Genomic DNA, 15,989 nt, shown 5'->3' with positions numbered 1-15,989 from the left:
CACCGTCAAGCCGCGACCTTCTGTATCGGCCCGGCTCGACTGTTCTTCGCCGCCCGGCATCCGGCCGTCCGGGCGGATGCTCCTGCGGCCGGGGCGCCGTGACCGTCGGCGGCACCGGCCTGTTCCGTCGCCGCGGGCGGCTCAGCGGTTCGCCCGGGCCAGCACCGCGTGCAGCAGCACGGTCACGCCGGGCAGCGTCGCGTCGAGGGCGATGTCCTCCGCCTCGTTATGGGTGATGCCGCCCCGGCAGGGCGTGAAGATCATGCAGGCGGGCGCGACGCGGGCGACGTGGTAGGCGTCGTGGCCGGCCTGCGAGCGCAGGTCCAGGGTCGGCACGCCGAGCCGCCCGGCGGTGTCGCGCAGGAGCCCGATCAGGCCGGGATCGAAGGAGAAGACCCCGAAGCCCCATTCCTCCGCGATCCGGATCGCCGTGCGCGAGCGCGCGGCGCAGTCCGGCAGCGCGGCGCGCAAGGCGGCCTTCATGGCCTCCAGCGTCTCCAGGGCGGGGGCGCGCATGTCGATGAACAGCTCGGCGTATTCCGAGAGCGTGCCGGGCAGGTTCGGCACGAGGTCGAGGCGCGCCGCCGTGGCCTTGGCGTCGGTGTCGGCGTGCGCCCAGCCGATCTCGTTGACGGCGACCGCCACCATGGCGGCGCCCACCAGCGCGTTGCGGCGCTCGGCCATCGGCGTCGGGCCGGTATGGGCGGTCTCGCCGTCGACGGCGATGCGCATGCCGCAGCTCGGATAGCCGCCCGTGACGATGCCCACCGGCACGCCGGCCGCGTCGAGCGCCGGCCCCTGCTCGATGTGGAGTTCGAAATAGGCGTCGATGGCGCGCCCGCCGACCGGCTCGGGGCCGCGATAGCCGATCGCGTCGAGCGCGTCCGAGAAGCGGATGCCGTCGCGGTCGACCCGGCCCTCGACCCATTCGGGGGTCTGCTGCCCCGACCAGGCCAGCGAGCAGAGCATCGGGGGCGAGAAGCGCGCGCCCTCCTCGTTGGTCCAGTTCACCACCTCGATGCTGCGCTTCGTCGCGAGGCCGAGGTCGTCGAGGGTGCGCAGCACTTCGAGCCCGGCGAGCACGCCGAGGATCCCGTCGAAGCGCCCGCCCGCCCATTGCGTGTCGAGATGGCTGCCGATGAGCACCGGGGGCAGGTCCGGCTCGGTGCCGGGGCGGCGCAGGGTCATGCTGCCGAGCCGGTCGACCGACAGCGCGTAGCCGCCCTCCCGCGCCCAGGCTGCGAGCTGGTCGCGCATCAGCCGGTCGGGCTCGGTGAGGGTGAGCCGCCGCAGGCCGCCGCGCGGCCCGGTGCCGATGCCCGCCGAGACCATCAGGGTGTCCCAGAGCCGGGAGCCGTTCACGGAGAGATTGGTGGGCATCGGGACCTCACGCCTGGGACAATCATCGCGGGCGCGACCATGCGAGGGCCGTGCCCGGCGGGCAAGCGGCGGGTGCGGGGCAGGGCTGCGCGGTCAGGACGCCCGCGGGAGCAGACGCTCCCTGGCCGCCGCGTACTCGGCCTTCAGGCGCGCGATCACCTCCGCGGCGGGGGGCGCGTCGTCGATGGTGCCGACGCCCTGGCCGGCGCCCCAGATGTCGCGCCACGCCTTGGTGGTGCCCGAGCCGAAATTCATCTTGGTCTTGTCGGATTCGGGCAGCGCGTTCGGGTCGAGGCCCGCCGCCGCGACGCTGGGCTTGAGGTAGTTGCCGGGCACGCCGGTGAAGAAGGGCGTGTAGATCACGTCCGCCGCGCTCGTGCCGACGATCATCTCCTTGTAGGCCGGCGCCGCGTTGGCCTCCTCGGTGGCGATGAAGCGGGTGCCCATGTAGGCGAGGTCGGCCCCCATCGCCTGGGCGGCCAGGATCGCCGCGCCCGTGGTGATGGCGCCCGACAGGATGATCGGCCCGTCGTAGAAGCGGCGCACCTCGCCGACGAGCGCGAAGGGACTGAGCGTCCCGGCATGCCCGCCGGCCCCGGCGCAGACCAGGATCAGCCCGTCGACCCCGGCCTCCAGCGCCTTCTCGGCGTGGCGCACCGTCGTCACGTCGTGGAAGACGAGGCCGCCCCAGCCGTGCACCGCCGCCACCACCGCGTCGGGGGCGCGCAGCGAGGTGATGATGATCGGCACCCGGTGGTCGGCGCAGACCGCGAGGTCGTGCTCCAGCCGGTCGTTGGACGCGTGGACGATCTGGTTGACCGCGTAGGGCGCCATGATCCGGTCCGGCTCGGCGGCCCTGGCGGCGGCGAGCGCCTCCTCGATCCGGGTCAGCCAGTCCCCGAGCGCCTCCTTGGGCCGGGCGTTGAGGGCCGGGAAGGAGCCGACGATGCCGCCCAGGCACTGCGCGATGACGAGGTCCGGCCCGGAGACGATGAACATCGGCGAGGCGATGACCGGCAGCGCGAGCGCGCGGGCGAGGCGGTCGGGCAGGGGCATCGGCGGCGTGTCTCCCGGGGGTCGTTGCGGCCCGGCATGGCACCGGCCCCGCCGAGCGTCAATCGGCCGGTGACGCCGCCGCCCGGGGCGGGATAGAAGCACGGACCGGACCCGCCAGCAGGAGCGCCGCCGTGCAGGACCCCACCCCCGTGACGCCCGAGGCGGTCGGCCTCTGCTCCGAACGCCTGGAGCGCATCGACGCCTGGATGCGCGCCTACGTGGAGGCGGGCAAGCTCGCGGGCCTCTCGGTGACGGTGGGGCGCGGCGGCGCGGTGGCGTGGTCGCGCGCGCGGGGCCTGTGCGACCTCGACCGCAACCGGCCGATGGCGCCCGAGACCATCGTGCGCATCTACTCGATGACCAAGCCCCTGACCTCGGTCGCCGTGATGATGCTCTACGAGGAGGGCCGCTTCCAGCTCGACGACCCCGTCACCCGCTTCCTGCCGGAGTTCCGCGGCATGCGCGTGCTCACCGGCGGCAGCCGCCGCAAGTGGGAGAGCGTGCCGGCCGAGCGCGACATCACCGTCCGCGACCTCCTCACCCACACCGCGGGGCTGACCTACGGCTTCATGGAATCGACCCTCGTCGACGCGATGTACCGGGACGAGGGCGTGGACTTCCAGACCGCCGAGACCTCGCTCGCCGAGGTGGTGGCCAAGGCCGCGGCGCTGCCGCTCCTGTCCCAGCCCGGGGCGGAGTGGAACTACTCGATCGCCACCGACGTGCTCGGGCACCTCGTGGCGGTGGTCTCGGGGATTCCCTTCGACGTCTTCCTGCGCGAGCGCGTCATCCGCCGGCTCGGCATGCGGGACACCGACTTCCACGTGCCGCCCGACAAGCTCGACCGCTTCGCCTCGAACTACGCCTTCGGGCCGGACGGGCGGCTCGCGCTCATCGACGACGCCCGGGAGGGCCGCTACGCCCGGCCGCGCGCGGTCGCCTCGGGGGGCGGCGGGCTCGTCTCGACGGCGGCCGATTACGCGCGCTTCTGCCGCTTCATCCTCAACGGCGGCGACCTCGACGGCGTGCGGCTCCTCGGGCGCAAGAGCGTCGCGCTCATGACCACGAACCACCTGCGCGGCGACCTCGCCGACATGGGCCAGCCCCGCTTCTCGGAATCGAGCTACAGCGGCATCGGCTTCGGGCTGGGCTTCTCGGTCATGCTCGACCCGGCCAAGGCGCAGATCCTCGGCACGCCGGGCGAGGTGGCCTGGGGCGGCGCGGCCTCGACCGCCTTCTGGATCGACCCGGCGGAGGACCTGTTCGTGATCCTCCTGACCCAGCTGATGCCGTCCTCGGCCCTGCCGCTGCGGCGCGAACTCCGGGTGCTGACCTACGCGGCGCTGGTCGATCAGGCGCCCAGCGCCCGCCGGTAGAGGTGCCAGGTGGCGTGGCCGAGGATCGGCAGCACCAGGGCGAGGCCGACGAACAGGCTCGCCATGCCGAGGACGAGGAGGCCGGCCACGATCGCGCCCCACAGCGCCATCGCGCGGGGATTCTCGCGCACCAGCTCCACCGAGGTCTCGATCGCCGTGCCCGCATCGGTGTCGCGGTCGACGACCAGGGGGATCGACACCGCGCTCACCGCGAGCGCGAGCAGCGAGAAGGCGGCGCCCGCGAGGTTGCCGAGCACGATCAGCGCCCAGCCGCGGGGGGTGGTGAGGATCTCGGCCGCGAAGCCGAGCACGGAGGCGTGGGTCGTGCCGCCGAACAGCGCCCGGTAGAGCCCCATCGCCACGGTCAGCCACGCGAGGAAGATCGCGGTCAGCACGAGGCCGATCGCCAGCAGCGCCCGGGGCGAGCGGGTGGTGAGCGGCGCGTAGGCCTGCATGAGGTCGGTGGACAGGCCCTGCTCGCGCCGCCGGCTCATCTCGTAGAGGCCGATCGCCGCGAAGGGGCCAATCAGCGCGAAGCCGGAGGCCAGCGGGAAGAGCAGCGGGGCGAGGTTGTTCTCGAAGGTCGCGGCGGCGATGATCACGCCCGCGATCGGGTAGATCATCACGATGAACAGGATGTGGGTCGGGTTGTCGAGGAAATCCTCGGTGCCCTTGCGAAGCGCCGTGATCAGGTCGGCCGTGCCGATCCGGCGCACGGCCGGTCGCGCCGCCGCGTAGCCGGGCGAGAAGGTTGAAGACACCGTCATCGCAGATCCTCCGCTCAGAAGAGAGGCGCGCGCGACGGCCGGACGAGCCGGGCGTCGAATCAGGGCAGCATCGCGGTCATCGCGGGCGCGGGTTCCACTCGTCGGTTGGCCGTCCCGCGCTCGCGCGGGCTCGCGGCCGATCCTAGCCCGATCCCTGCCTGCGCGTCACGCAGGGATCGCCGGGCCGTCCTCTGCGCGCGGCGATCACGTTGTCTCGATGAACGCAGAGGAAGGCGGCCGACCGGGCGGTCAGGACTGCCCCTCGGGAGCGAGGTCGGCCGCCGCCACCAGCGCGCGGGTGTAGGCCTCCCGCGGGCGCGCCAGCACCGCGGCGGTCTCGCCGCGCTCCACCTCCCGGCCGTCGCGCAGCACCAGCACCGTGTCGGCGAGCGCGCGCACCACCGCGAGGTCGTGGCTGATGAACAGGTAGGCGAGGCCGTGCCGGGCCTGCAGGTCGCGCAGGAGCGCGACGATGTCCCGCTGCACCGTGCGGTCGAGGGCCGAGGTCGGTTCGTCGAGCACCACCACCTTCGGGCGCAGGATGATCGCCCGGGCGATGGCGATGCGCTGGCGCTGACCGCCCGAGAAGGCGTGGGGCTGGCGGTGACGCGTCTCGGGATCGAGGCGCACCTGCGCGAAGGCCTCGGCCGCGCGGGCGTCGCGCTCGCGGGCGGAGAGGCCGGGCGCATGCACGCGCAGGCCCTCCGCGACGATCTCGCCCGCGCTGAGCCGCGGCGAGAGCGAGCCGTAGGGATCCTGGAAGACGGGCTGGAAGAAGCGGCGCAGGGGCCGCAGGCCGGCCCGGTCGAGCCGGGTCAGGTCGCGGTCCTCGAAGCGCACGAGGCCGGTGGCGGCCGGTTCGAGCCGCACGAGCGCCCGCCCGAGGCTCGACTTGCCCGACCCCGACTCGCCGACGACCCCCAGGGTCTGCCCGGCCCGCAGGGCGAGGTCGATCCCCTGGAGGGCGCGGCGCGGGGCGGCCCGGGTGAAGAGGCCGCCGCGGCCCGGATAGGAGACCGAGAGGCCGCGCGCCGCCATCACCACCGGCGCCCCCGCGGGCACCGGGGCCTTGCGGCCGCGCGGCTCGGCGGCGAGGAGGTCGCGGGCTTCCGGGCTCTGCGGCCGGGCGAAGATCCGCTCCGTCGGCCCCGTCTCGACGAGGCGGCCCGCCCGCAGCACCGCGACGCGCTCGGCCATGCGGCGCACGAGGCGCAGGTCGTGGGTGATGAACAGCAGCGCGAGCCCGAGCCGGGCCTTGAGGTCGGCGAGCAGGGCCAGGATCTGCGCCTGCACGGTGACGTCGAGCGCCGTGGTCGGCTCGTCGGCGATCAGGAGGTCGGGCTCGCAGGCGAGCGCCATCGCGATCATCACCCGCTGGCGCTCGCCCCCTGAGAGTTCGTGCGGGTAGGCCGAGAGGCGCCGCTCGGCATCGCGGATGCCGACCAGGGTGAGAAGGTCGAGGGCGCGGGCGCGGGCCTGCGCGCGGGTGAGCCCGCGATGGGCCTGGAGCGGCAGGGCGATCTGGCGGCCGACGGGGAAGAGCGGGTCGAGGGCGCTCATCGGCTCCTGGAAGACCATGCCGATCCGCGCGCCGCGGATCCGGTCGAGGGCCGGGCGGGGGAGCCCGATCAGCTCGGTGCCGTCGAACCGCACCGAGCCCGAGACCCGGGCCGCCTCGGGCAGGAGCCCCATCACGGCGAGCGCCGCCTGGCTCTTGCCCGAGCCGGATTCGCCGACGAGGGCGAGCGTCTCGCCGCGGTGGAGCGCGAGGTCGAGGCTGTCCAGCGCCGTCCCTCCGGCATAGGCCACCGAGAGCCCGCGGACCGACAGGAGCGCCACGTCAGGCCGCGCCCGGTTCGAGGGCCGCGCGCAGGCGGTCGCCGACGAGGTTCAGCGCCGCGAGCGTCGCCACCAGGACGGCGGCCGGCGCGACGAGCATCCAGGGCGAGGTCTCGATGCTGCGCGCGCCCTCGGCGATCAGCACGCCCCAGCTCGTCATCGGCTCCTGCACGCCGAGGCCCAGGAAGGAGAGGAAGCTCTCCAGCAGGATCACCTTCGGCACGAGGAGCGCCGCGTAGGCGACCACGGGGCCGAGGGCGTTCGGCACCACGTGGCGGCGCAGGATGGCGCCGGTGGAGACGCCCAGCGCCTCGGCGGCCCGCACGTAGTCGCGGCGGCGGATCGACAGGGCCTCGCCGCGCACGATCCGGGCCATGTCGAGCCACTCCACCGCGCCCACCGCCACGAACACCAGCACGACCGAGCGGCCGAACACCACCACGAGCAGGATGACGAAGACGATGAAGGGCAGGGCGTACAGGATGTCGACGAGCCGCATCATCGCGGCATCCGCCGCCCCGCCGAGATAGCCCGCGAGCGCCCCGTAGGCGACGCCGATGAGGAGCGCCACCGCGGTGGCGAGCAGCCCGAGCGCCAGCGAGACCCGGCCGCCCACCAGGATGCGGGTGAGGAGGTCGCGCCCGAGGGCGTCGGTGCCGAGGAGGAAGCGGGTCTCGCGCACGGGCGCCGTCACGGCGAGGCGGCGCCCGTCCGCGCTGCGCGCCGCCACGGCGGCCGGGCCGAACAGATCCGAGCGGGAGAAGAAGGTGAGCACCCGCTCGTCGATGGGGCGGTCCGACGCCAGGGTGAGCCGGACGGTGCCGTCCGCGACCGCCACGTCCTCGGCCCGCACCCGCATGCGCAGCGCCAGCCGCTCCAGGGCGGGGACGATCGTCTCGGGCCGCGGATAGACCGCGAGCGAGGGGGGCGTGCGGGGATAGTCGTAGGCGATGCGCTCGGCGGCGTGGCCGGTGAGCGCCGGGCCGGCGAGGCAGGCGAGCGCGATCAGGCCCAGCACCGCGAGGCTGGCGCGCGCCAAAGGATCGGCGAGCAGGCGGCGCCGGGTGCGGCCCGCGAGCGAGAGGCCGGCGGCGCTCATGCGTGGCGCACGCGCGGGTCGACGAGCGCGTAGGCGAGGTCGACGAGGAGGTTGAACGCCACCACGAACACCGCGACCAGCACCACGGTGCCCATCACCAGCGTGTAGTCGCGGTTGAGCGCGCCATCCACGAAGGCGCGCCCGATCCCGGGCAGGCCGAAGATCGTCTCGACCACCACCGAGCCGGTGAGGAGCCCGGCCGCGGTCGGGCCGAGATAGGAGATCACCGGCAGCGCCGCCCCGCGCAGCGCGTGGAGCGCGATCACCCGCCGGGGCAGGCCCAGCGCGCGCAGCGTGCGCATCGGCTGGGTCGCCAGCACCTCGAGGAGGGCGTTGCGCGTCAGCTGGGCGATCGCCGCCGCCTGCGGCAGCGCCAGCGTGACCACCGGCAGCACGAGATGGGCCGGCGCGCCGCCCTCCCAGCCGCCCACCGGCAGCCAGCGCAGCGAGAGCCCGAAGGCGATCTGCAGCAGCGGCGCCACCACGAAGCCCGGGACCGTGAGCGCGACCGTGCGGAGCGCCGTCACGGCGTGGTCGAGGGGCCGGCCCTTCGCCGCCGCCGCGAGGCCCCCGAGCCCGGCCCCGAGGACGAGCGCCGCGAGGAGGGCCAGCGCGCCGAGCGTCATCGAGACCGGCAGGCCGCGCCCCAGCAGCTCCGCCACGCTCAGGTCGCGGACCGAGAAGGAGGGGCCGAGATCGCCGGTGAGCAGGGCGCCGAGGTAGCGCGCGTACTGCACCGGCAGCGGCTGGTCGAGGCCGTAGACCCGGCGCAGGTTCTCCATCGCCGAGGGGGCGAGCGGCCGTTCGAGGTCGAACGGGCCGCCGGGGGCGAGCCGCACCAGGACGAACGACAGGGTGACGACGAGGAAGAGGGTCGGCACCGCCTGGACGAGGCGGCGCAGCACGAAGGGGATCACGGCGTCGGTCACGGCCTCCCGGAGCGGGCGGCGGTCCCACCCGGGCCAGGATAGGCGACCGGCCCCGGCCTGGACAGGGGCCGGTCCGCCCGTCCGGCGCCGCAACGCCGCCCCGGCACCGCCGCCTCATCGCCCCCGGAGAGGAGCAGGGCGGCCGCGCCCACGCGCCGCGCGCGATGCGGGCAAGGCCTCGGCCGCCCGCCGCCACGTGCGCCGGGGAGTCCGATGGGCCGCAGGTCTGCGTGACGGAACAGGCCGCGACCGTCGCGACACCGCTCAGGGCGCCAGCGACAGCCAGCGGGTCGGCGCGACGCCGCGGATGTTGGGCCGCATGCCCTTGAGCCGCGGCGACACCAAGTGCTTGTGGCGGTAGTGCAGGAGTGGGATCCAGGGCAGGTCGGCGAGAAACATCTCTTCCGCCCGGTAGAGGATGCCCGCCCGCCGCTCCAGATCGACCGTCCCGGCGGCCTCCCGCATCAGCGCGTCGTAGGCCGGGTTGGCGTAGCGGCCGGAATTGAACCCGTCGTTGCCGCTCTCGACCAGGAACAGGAAATTCTGCGGATCGGAGTAATCGGCGATCCAGCTCATGCGCGCGAGGTCGAACGGGCCGCCGTCGCGCAGGTAGGCGAAATGCGTCTTGGCGTCGGTGTTGACGAATGCGGTCGCCACGTTGAGCGCCCGCCACATCTCGCCGATCGCCACCATGGTGTTGCGGTTGTTGTCGGTGGTGTTGTAGCGGATCTCGACCGTGAGCGCCCGCCCGCCGGGGCCGAAGCCGGCCTCGCGCAGGAGCGCCACCGCCCGGTCCTCGCGCTCCAGGGGCGAGAGGTCCTGGCCGGGCATCAGGGGCGGGGGCAGGGCGTTGTCGAGGCCGGCGGGCGTGAACGAATAGGCCGGCAGCATGGTCTCGCCCCACACGGCCTCGGCCAGGAACTCGCGGTCGATGGCGAGCGAGAGGGCGTGGCGCACCCGGGCATCGCCGAGCGGGGCCTTGCGCAGGTTGACCATGAGAGCGAGGACGCCGAGCGCGGGGGTGAGCACCACCTGATCGCCGAAGCGCGCGCGCAGCGACCGGATCTGGTCGGCCGGCAGGTCGTCGAGGGACTCGATCTCGCCCGCCGCGTAGCGCCGCACCGCGGCGGCCACGTCGGGGGTCGGGATGTAGGCGACCCGGGGGATGCGCACGCTGCCGGCCTCGCGGAAATGCGGGTTGCGCACGGCCGTGATGCGGTCGTTGGGCGAAAAGTCCTCCAGGCGGTAGGCCCCGTTCGAGACGAGCCGGCCCGGCCGGCTGAAGGCGTCGCCGAAGGCCGCGAGCGAGGGCCTGTGCACCGGCGTCGAGGCCTGATGCGTCATCAGTTCGAGGAGGTAGGGGGTCGGGCGCTCCAGCTCGACCACCAGGGTGAGCGGGTCGGGCGCGGCGACGCCGAGGGCTCCCGGCGGCAGCGCGCCCCGGTTCACCGCTTCGGCCCGGCGCAGGGGGAAGAGCACGTTGGCGTATTTCGCCCCCGTCGCCGGATCGAGCATGCGGCGCAGCCCGAAGGCGAAATCCTCCGCGACGACGGGGTCGCCGTTCGACCAGCGCCCGTCGGGGCGCAGGGCGAAGGTCCAGGTCAGACCATCCGGCGACGACGACCAGCGCTCCGCCGCCCCCGCCACCAGCGTGCCGCCCGCATCGTAGGTGGTGAGGCCCTCGAACAGGTCGAGCAGGATGGTGGCCTCGGCCACCGTCGAGGTCTTGTGCGGGTCGAGGGTCTCGGGATCGGCCCCGTTGCCGCGCCGGTAGAGGGCCGCATCCGCCCCGCGGGCCGGCCCCGGGGCGGCGCCCGCCGCGCCCGCGAGGCACGCGCCCGCCAGAAGGTCGCGGCGACTAAGTTCGCGACGACGGGGGTCGCGGCGACGGAGAGGGGGACCCACGCGGCGCTCCCTCACCGGCGCTCAGGCGCCGGTTTCGGCCTGCAGGCCCGCCGCCTCGATGCCGGCGACCGCCGCGGTCTCGTCGTTGTCCGAGGTGTCGCCCGAGATGCCGACCGCGCCCAGGATGCGGCCCTCGTGCCGGATCAGCACGCCGCCCGGCACCGGCACCAGCCCGAGCGGGCCGGCGACGTGGTTGACCGCCGCGACGAAGTAGGCCTGCGCCTCGGCCCGCGCCGCGATGGCGCGCGAGCCGATGCCGAGCGCCAGTGCGCCGTTGGCCTTGGCGGCGGCGATCTCGGCCCGCTTCAGGCTCGTCCCGTCCTCGACGGAGGCCGCCTTGAGCGCCCCGCGCGCGTCGAGCACCACCACGGCGAGCGGCTTGAGGGCGAGGCTACGGGCGGTGGCGAGCGCGGTCGCCACGATGGTCTGGGCGGCATCGAGCGTGAGGTCGGACATCGGGGGCTCCGGACGGCGTTGGCGAGCCTGCGCTTACCCCGGCGCGCGGACCGCGCCAACCCGTCGGGCCGCACGGAACCGGGAGGCCGGCCGTCACGGCCTCGCGCACCGGCCGCGCCGGCCGCGACGGCGTGGCTCTGCTTGATCGGGTCACGGGCTTGGCGCAGTAGAGCAGCGCCCGGACGCCGCGGCCGCCTTGCCGCTCATCCCGGTGCGGCCCGTTGACGGCCACGATCATGCGGCGCGGGCCAGCGCCCGCGACGGTTCCTCCGCGCCCCGTCGGGCCGGCGGCACCCGATACGAAGCAGGACGCGAACCATGCCCTCCGTAGACGTCAATTTCAATGGCAGCCTATTCACACTGAAATACGACGAAGCCGTCGACGCCGCCGCGGTTCAAGTGCATAGCGGATCTTTCGAACCGCCCCTGCCTTTGCTGATCTCGGTCATACTGAATCACTTCGGAGGAACATTTCTGGATGTCGGCGCGAATTCGGGTGTCTACTGCCTCGTCGCGGCATCGATCGCCAAGTGCAAGCGCATCATCGCCTTCGAACCGCTGCCGCACGCCTACGAGACCTTGAAGCGCAACATCGAGGACAACGGCCTGACGGCGCGGGTCGACCTCCGCCAGGTCGGGCTCAGCGACCGCACGGGCACGGCCAAGCTCAGCATTCCCGACCCGGGTCACGGCCTGATCCAGACGAGCGCGACGCTCGGCGCCCCCTTCTACGCGGTTCACTCCTCTCTCGACATCGCGATCAGCAGGCTCGACGACATCGCGCTTCCACCGGACATCACGGTGATCAAGGTCGACATCGAGGGGCACGAACCTGCCTTCCTGCGCGGCGCCAAGGACACGATCGACAAGAACCGGCCGATCATCTTCGGGGAGGTGCTCAGCATCGCGAATTTCGCGGAGCTCTCGGCATTCCTGTCCGAGGTGGGCTACGTCGATTTCCGCCTGCGTCCGGACATGGTGCTGCACGACGCATCCGTCGTCTTCGACAACGAGGCGTGGAATCACGCCTGGGTCCCGCGCGAGCAGGTCAGGTTCTTCATCTGGGCCTGCGAGGCCTTCAAGATTCCGGTCTATCTGAGGCACGACGTGGAGGCCTGGAGGTCCCCGTCCTTCAGGATGCCGCCCCGCGTTCGCCGCTGGGTCGATACCGTCCGGAGGCGGCTGGCCCGCCCCGCGGCGCGGCCGGGTCGCTGAGGTCGGCACCCGGCGCGCGCGGATGCGCCTCAGGGCAGCCGCCCGATCGCCGGCATCTCGGCGCCCGTGACCGGGTCGACGAGGAGCGCCTGCCGCCCGCGCGCCTCGCGCCCCGTGCCGGCGGGCGTGACGGCGAGCAGCACCGCGCACATGAGCCCGACCGCCACGAGGCCGAGGACGCCGCCGACGAGGTCGGCCCACCGCTCGAGACGGGTGATCACGAACAGGCCGGCCGTGAAGATCATGGTGGCGAGGAGAGGAACAAGGGGAGAGGCGGACACGTGAGCGGGTCTCCGGACGCGGCATGAGGCGAAGGAACGCCCTCACGGCCATTCGGCTCCACGATGGGCCGGCCGCGGCACGATCGGTCCCGCCGACCGCCAAGGTGTTGGCGGCGCTACCATTCGGTTCTCCTGCGGCGCCATCCGTGACAGGATGTCCGCCTCCGCAGAGGAGGCCGATCATGATCCGCACGCTCGCCTATTCGAGCTTCTTCGTGATCCTGCTCACCGGCATCGCCATCGCGGCGAGCACCTGAGGGCGCGGGCCGGCGCACGCGGACCCCGCCTCATCCGACGGGTTCGCCGCGCCGGCAGCCCGGGCCGGGACGCGCGGCCCAGGTTAATGTCCCTTGGCGTGCCCCGCGCCGTCCTGCAGGGCACCGACCGCCCGCACGTCCGTCGCGCGGGCGCACTCGGTTTCGCTGCCCCAGGTGCGGCAGACGCGCATCCACGCGCGGGTATCGTCCGCGCAGGACCCGAGCAGCTGTCCGGCGGCCTGCTTGAGATCGCCCTTGGGCGAGGCGGCGCCCTGGTGCCTGTGCGCCTGCTCGCGCAGGCAGTCGCGCAGCCGCTTGTCCAGCTCGAAGCTCTGAGCGCCGGCGGTGCCGGTCCAGCCGGTCAGGGCGGCGGCGACGAGGGTGGATCGGACGAGAACGGCGCGCATGCCGGGCTCTTACACGCCGGGGATTACCGCATCGTCACCGCCCGCGTCAGACGTCACACCTCGCGGTCGGCTGAGCGCAGCGATCGAGCCGGATGCTGCCGTGAGGCGAGCCTGCGAGCAGGAGCGGACCACGGCCGCGTGGACGCACGCGGTCGCCGCGACCGGAACGATTCACACTTGCGGGGGGGTGTGGCTGCAACAGGTCGGGCGTCTTGCCCGGCGCCCCGGCATCCATCCCGGAACCTCAGGGGTCGGGATGGTGCGGCCGAGAGGACTCGAACCTCCACTGGTTGCCCAACTAGCACCTCAAGCTAGCGCGTCTACCAATTCCGCCACGGCCGCGGAGCGCTCCCTCGTCGGCCGGGGCCGGCGGTGCGGGGGTGAAACCCGTCGAAGCGGCGCAGCCAATACCAGATCGATTCCGGGGCCACAAGCGGCGCGGGCGTTCGGCGGCGCAGAATCTCGCGGGGGTCAGGCGATCCCGGCGAGCGCGCCGAGCGAGGCGGCGGCGCCGTCGCCCACGCGCACGCCCGGCTCGCGCACCACCTCGGTCTTGCGGATCAGCTCCGTCACCTCGACCGAGATCCGGTTGCCGGTGACGACGATCTGTCCGCGGGCGATCGGGTGGTCGTTGGCGAGAATCTCGACCATATCGGAATCGGTCGCATCGAGTTCGATCACGGCACCCCGGCCCATGCGCAGCAGCATGTGGATCGGCATCCGCGTCCGGCCGAGGACGACCGTGAGGTCCACCTTGAGATCTTCGAGTACCGCCACTTCCTCAATCCCTTGCCCGGTTCCTTGGCCCCGCCCATGCGCCCAGATTCGCCCGCAGCTTTCCCCGGACAGGGTGAAGCCTTGGTAAACGCCCGCCTCGCGGTCGCCCCCGACGCCCTGCGGCCGGCGCCCGGCTCGCCCCCGGTCGAGTGGCTGGTGACGGAGGGCACCACGGCCTACCCGGCCGCGGAGGCCGCCATGGAGGCCCATGTCGCGGCGATTGCCCGCGGCGCGGCGCGCGAGCGCGTCTGGCTCGTGGAGCACCCGCCGCTCTACACCGCCGGCACCTCGGCCCGGGACGAGGATCTCGTGGCGCCCGACCGCTTCCCGGTCCACCGCACCGGCCGGGGCGGGCAGTACACCTATCACGGCCCCGGCCAGCGGGTGGCCTACGTGATGCTGGACCTCGCCCGTCGCCGGCCGGACCTGCGGCTCTACGTGGCGGCGCTCGAAGCGTGGCTGATCGCGACGCTCGACGCCTTCACGGTGCGCGGCGAGCGGCGCGAGGACCGGGTGGGCGTCTGGGTGCGCCGGCCCGAGAAGGGGGAGGGCGTCGAGGACAAGATCGCGGCGATCGGCATCCGGGTGCGGCGCTGGGTGACCTTCCACGGCATCAGCCTCAACGTCGAGCCCGACCTGTCGCATTTCGACGGCATCGTCCCCTGCGGGGTGCGCCGGCACGGGGTCACCAGCCTCGTCGATCTCGGCCGCCCGGTGACGATGCCGGAGGTGGACGCGGTGCTGCGCGGCCGGTTCGAGGCGGTGTTCGGCGAGACGGTGGCGGTCGACGGGGAGGCGGGCTGAGGCGGGCTCAGACCACCGGCACCCCGCGCTGCTTGGCGTGCTCGCCGGGCTCGACGTGGATCGTCACCACGGCGCCGGGCAGCGCCCCCTCGATGGCGGTTTCGAGCCGGTCGCAGATGCCGTGCGACTCCGCCACCGTCATCTCGCCCGGCACCACGAGGTGGAAGTCGATAAAGGTCGCCTGGCCCGCGTGGCGGGTGCGCACGTCGTGCGCTTCGAGCGCGCCCGCGCCGTGCTCGGAGATCAGGCTGCGGATCTGCACCAGCATCTCGGGGGAGGCGGCCTGATCCATCAGCCCGTTCACCGAATCGCGCACCATGCCCCAGCCCGACCACAGGATGTTGACGGCGACGAGGGCGGCGATGATCGGGTCGAGCAGGAGCCAGCCCGTGACGGCGACGAGGCCGAGACCCGCCAGGACGCCCAGCGAGGTGACGACGTCCGCCATCACGTGCCGCCCGTCGGCGACGAGCGCGGGCGAGCGCCACGCGCGGCCCCGGCGCAGCAGCAGCGCGGCCCAGACCGCGTTGATCACCGTGGCGAGCCCGTTCACCGCGATGCCGGTGAGCGGCATGTCGAGGGGGCGGGGCGCCAGGGCGGCCGCGGCGGCGTCCTTGAGGATCATCACGGCCGCGACGATGATCAGCGCGCCCTCGATCACCGCCGAGAAATACTCGGCCTTGTGGTGGCCGTAGGGATGGTCCTGGTCGGCGGGCTGGGCGGCGACGCGCAGCGCCACGAAGGCCGTCGCCGCCGCCACCACGTTGACGATGCTCTCCAGGGCGTCCGAGTAGAGCGCGAGGCTCCCGGTGAGCCACCACGCGCCGAACTTGAGGCCGAGCACCACGAGACCGAGGCCGGTGCTGGCGAGGGCGAGGGTCTGGGCACGGTCCATCGGGCACGGTCCGTCGGGGAGGGCTTGTGGCAAGGGCTTGCGTCGCGCGGCCCCCTCTAGGCGGCGACGGCCCGCCAAGGCCACGGCACACCTCTTAGCTCCGGCTAAGGCGTCCCGGCACCGGGGCCGCACCGGCCCTGCCCGCAGCGCGCCAGAACCGCGCAGTTTGCAGACGGCGTGAACATCCGGGCGTCCCGCGCGTCTCTTGAATACGGCCCCGATCGGAGGGCCGCCGACAGGGATGGTTCGATGACCTCGCTCAAGACCCTCGCCCTCGCGGCCGTGCTCGCCGCCGCCGCGGCCCCGGCCTTCGCGCAGGGCGGCTCGCCCTACAACAACTCGGGCGCGCAGGCCGGCGGCCCGCTCGCCGGGGAGGAGCGCGCGATGGGCGCGCGCGGCGGCACGCCGTCCACCCGCACGGCGCCGCGCAAGCAGCGCACGATGATGCAGCGCCGCATGAACCGGGTCGAGCGCGCCCGCTGACCCTCCGCCGCCGGGGGCTGCCGGTCCGGCGACGCCCCGGGACGGGATCGCGCGCCCTGGCGG

Annotated in this window: 16 protein-coding genes and 1 tRNA gene; 4 read left to right on the top strand and 13 right to left on the bottom strand. The window is 73.7% G+C overall.

What is annotated here, in order from left to right; translation table 11 throughout:
- Positions 1-141 precede the first annotated feature (141 nt).
- Positions 142-1,380, bottom strand: coding sequence for a Zn-dependent hydrolase (locus MFF61_RS21990; RefSeq protein ID WP_238238661.1), 1,239 nt, complete (start codon positions 1,378-1,380; stop codon positions 142-144).
- Between the two features lie 93 nt (positions 1,381-1,473).
- The gene (locus MFF61_RS21985; RefSeq protein ID WP_238238659.1) at positions 1,474-2,436 is read right to left on the bottom strand and encodes an NAD(P)H-dependent flavin oxidoreductase; all 963 of its coding nucleotides are present in this window, start codon (positions 2,434-2,436) and stop codon (positions 1,474-1,476) included.
- A 131-nt stretch (positions 2,437-2,567) separates the two neighbouring features.
- Between MFF61_RS21985 and MFF61_RS21980 the strand changes: the two genes are divergently transcribed.
- Positions 2,568-3,812 carry a serine hydrolase domain-containing protein gene (locus tag MFF61_RS21980; RefSeq protein WP_238238656.1) on the top strand — a complete coding sequence of 415 codons (1,245 nt, stop codon included), beginning with the start codon at positions 2,568-2,570 and terminating at the stop codon, positions 3,810-3,812.
- Here the strand turns inward: MFF61_RS21980 and MFF61_RS21975 are convergent.
- The 6 genes from MFF61_RS21975 to MFF61_RS21950 all read right to left on the bottom strand — a co-directional run bounded on the left by MFF61_RS21975 (position 3,788) and on the right by MFF61_RS21950 (position 10,807).
- Positions 3,788-4,579 (bottom strand): DUF2189 domain-containing protein, encoded by a 792-nt coding sequence (locus MFF61_RS21975; RefSeq protein WP_238238643.1) that lies wholly within the window; start codon positions 4,577-4,579, stop codon positions 3,788-3,790. The two genes, MFF61_RS21980 and MFF61_RS21975, sit on opposite strands and share 25 nt — an antisense overlap.
- 249 nt (positions 4,580-4,828) lie before the next feature.
- On the bottom strand, positions 4,829-6,418 hold the full coding sequence (locus MFF61_RS21970; protein ID WP_238238640.1) for an ABC transporter ATP-binding protein: 1,590 nt from the start codon (positions 6,416-6,418) through the stop codon (positions 4,829-4,831).
- Between the two features lies 1 nt (position 6,419).
- Complete coding sequence (locus MFF61_RS21965) at positions 6,420-7,517, bottom strand: ABC transporter permease (protein ID WP_238238638.1); 1,098 nt, start codon at positions 7,515-7,517, stop codon at positions 6,420-6,422.
- Positions 7,514-8,434 carry an ABC transporter permease gene (locus tag MFF61_RS21960; RefSeq protein ID WP_238238788.1) on the bottom strand — a complete coding sequence of 307 codons (921 nt, stop codon included), beginning with the start codon at positions 8,432-8,434 and terminating at the stop codon, positions 7,514-7,516. Before MFF61_RS21960 ends, MFF61_RS21965 begins: the two co-directional genes overlap by 4 nt.
- A 276-nt stretch (positions 8,435-8,710) precedes the next feature.
- Entirely contained in the window at positions 8,711-10,351 is a 1,641-nt protein-coding gene (locus MFF61_RS21955) for a peptide ABC transporter substrate-binding protein (protein WP_373324780.1), read from the bottom strand.
- A gap of 21 nt (positions 10,352-10,372) precedes the next feature.
- Positions 10,373-10,807, bottom strand: coding sequence for a GlcG/HbpS family heme-binding protein (locus MFF61_RS21950; RefSeq protein WP_238238635.1), 435 nt, complete (start codon positions 10,805-10,807; stop codon positions 10,373-10,375).
- A 318-nt stretch (positions 10,808-11,125) separates the two neighbouring features.
- On the opposite strand from MFF61_RS21950, the gene MFF61_RS21945 reads away from it, so the two are divergent.
- Positions 11,126-12,022 carry an FkbM family methyltransferase gene (locus MFF61_RS21945; RefSeq protein WP_238238632.1) on the top strand — a complete coding sequence of 299 codons (897 nt, stop codon included), beginning with the start codon at positions 11,126-11,128 and terminating at the stop codon, positions 12,020-12,022.
- Positions 12,023-12,051: 29 nt separating this feature from the next.
- Here the strand turns inward: MFF61_RS21945 and MFF61_RS21940 are convergent, their stop codons facing one another.
- The 4 genes from MFF61_RS21940 to MFF61_RS21925 form a co-directional block, all read right to left on the bottom strand.
- Positions 12,052-12,303 (bottom strand): hypothetical protein, encoded by a 252-nt coding sequence (locus tag MFF61_RS21940; protein ID WP_238238629.1) that lies wholly within the window; start codon positions 12,301-12,303, stop codon positions 12,052-12,054.
- 340 nt (positions 12,304-12,643) lie between these two features.
- On the bottom strand, positions 12,644-12,967 hold the full coding sequence (locus MFF61_RS21935; RefSeq protein WP_238238627.1) for a hypothetical protein: 324 nt from the start codon (positions 12,965-12,967) through the stop codon (positions 12,644-12,646).
- A 257-nt stretch (positions 12,968-13,224) separates the two neighbouring features.
- Positions 13,225-13,309, bottom strand: a tRNA-Leu gene (locus MFF61_RS21930).
- A gap of 129 nt (positions 13,310-13,438) precedes the next feature.
- The gene (locus tag MFF61_RS21925) at positions 13,439-13,744 is read right to left on the bottom strand and encodes a FliM/FliN family flagellar motor switch protein (protein ID WP_238238625.1); all 306 of its coding nucleotides are present in this window, start codon (positions 13,742-13,744) and stop codon (positions 13,439-13,441) included.
- Positions 13,745-13,825: 81 nt separating this feature from the next.
- Here MFF61_RS21925 and lipB point away from each other — a divergent pair, with 81 nt between their 5' ends.
- Entirely contained in the window at positions 13,826-14,548 is a 723-nt protein-coding gene (gene lipB, locus MFF61_RS21920) for a lipoyl(octanoyl) transferase LipB (protein WP_238238623.1), read from the top strand.
- Positions 14,549-14,555: 7 nt separating this feature from the next.
- Here the strand turns inward: lipB and MFF61_RS21915 are convergent, their stop codons facing one another.
- Entirely contained in the window at positions 14,556-15,443 is an 888-nt protein-coding gene (locus tag MFF61_RS21915; RefSeq protein ID WP_238238620.1) for a cation diffusion facilitator family transporter, read from the bottom strand.
- Positions 15,444-15,692: 249 nt separating this feature from the next.
- Between MFF61_RS21915 and MFF61_RS21910 the strand changes: the two genes are divergently transcribed.
- Positions 15,693-15,926 (top strand): hypothetical protein, encoded by a 234-nt coding sequence (locus MFF61_RS21910; RefSeq protein WP_238238618.1) that lies wholly within the window; start codon positions 15,693-15,695, stop codon positions 15,924-15,926.
- Positions 15,927-15,989: the final 63 nt, after the last annotated feature.

It is taken from the genome of Methylobacterium isbiliense (assembly GCF_022179325.1).
Classification (GTDB): Bacteria; Pseudomonadota; Alphaproteobacteria; order Rhizobiales; family Beijerinckiaceae; genus Methylobacterium; species Methylobacterium isbiliense.
This window is presented reverse-complemented; position numbering and strand designations above follow the sequence as displayed.

What these genes read in the sequence shown, in the direction of transcription:
- MFF61_RS21990 (WP_238238661.1), bottom strand. Translation starts at nt 1,380, where the DNA reads ATGCCCACCAATCTCTCCGTGAACGGCTCCCGGCTCTGGGACACCCTG.
- MFF61_RS21985 (WP_238238659.1), bottom strand. Translation starts at nt 2,436, where the DNA reads ATGCCCCTGCCCGACCGCCTCGCCCGCGCGCTCGCGCTGCCGGTCATC.
- MFF61_RS21975 (WP_238238643.1), bottom strand. Translation starts at nt 4,579, where the DNA reads ATGACGGTGTCTTCAACCTTCTCGCCCGGCTACGCGGCGGCGCGACCG.
- MFF61_RS21965 (WP_238238638.1), bottom strand. Translation starts at nt 7,517, where the DNA reads ATGAGCGCCGCCGGCCTCTCGCTCGCGGGCCGCACCCGGCGCCGCCTG.
- MFF61_RS21950 (WP_238238635.1), bottom strand. Translation starts at nt 10,807, where the DNA reads ATGTCCGACCTCACGCTCGATGCCGCCCAGACCATCGTGGCGACCGCG.
- MFF61_RS21945 (WP_238238632.1), top strand. Translation starts at nt 11,126, where the DNA reads ATGCCCTCCGTAGACGTCAATTTCAATGGCAGCCTATTCACACTGAAA.
- MFF61_RS21935 (WP_238238627.1), bottom strand. Translation starts at nt 12,967, where the DNA reads ATGCGCGCCGTTCTCGTCCGATCCACCCTCGTCGCCGCCGCCCTGACC.
- MFF61_RS21915 (WP_238238620.1), bottom strand. Translation starts at nt 15,443, where the DNA reads ATGGACCGTGCCCAGACCCTCGCCCTCGCCAGCACCGGCCTCGGTCTC.
- MFF61_RS21910 (WP_238238618.1), top strand. Translation starts at nt 15,693, where the DNA reads ATGACCTCGCTCAAGACCCTCGCCCTCGCGGCCGTGCTCGCCGCCGCC.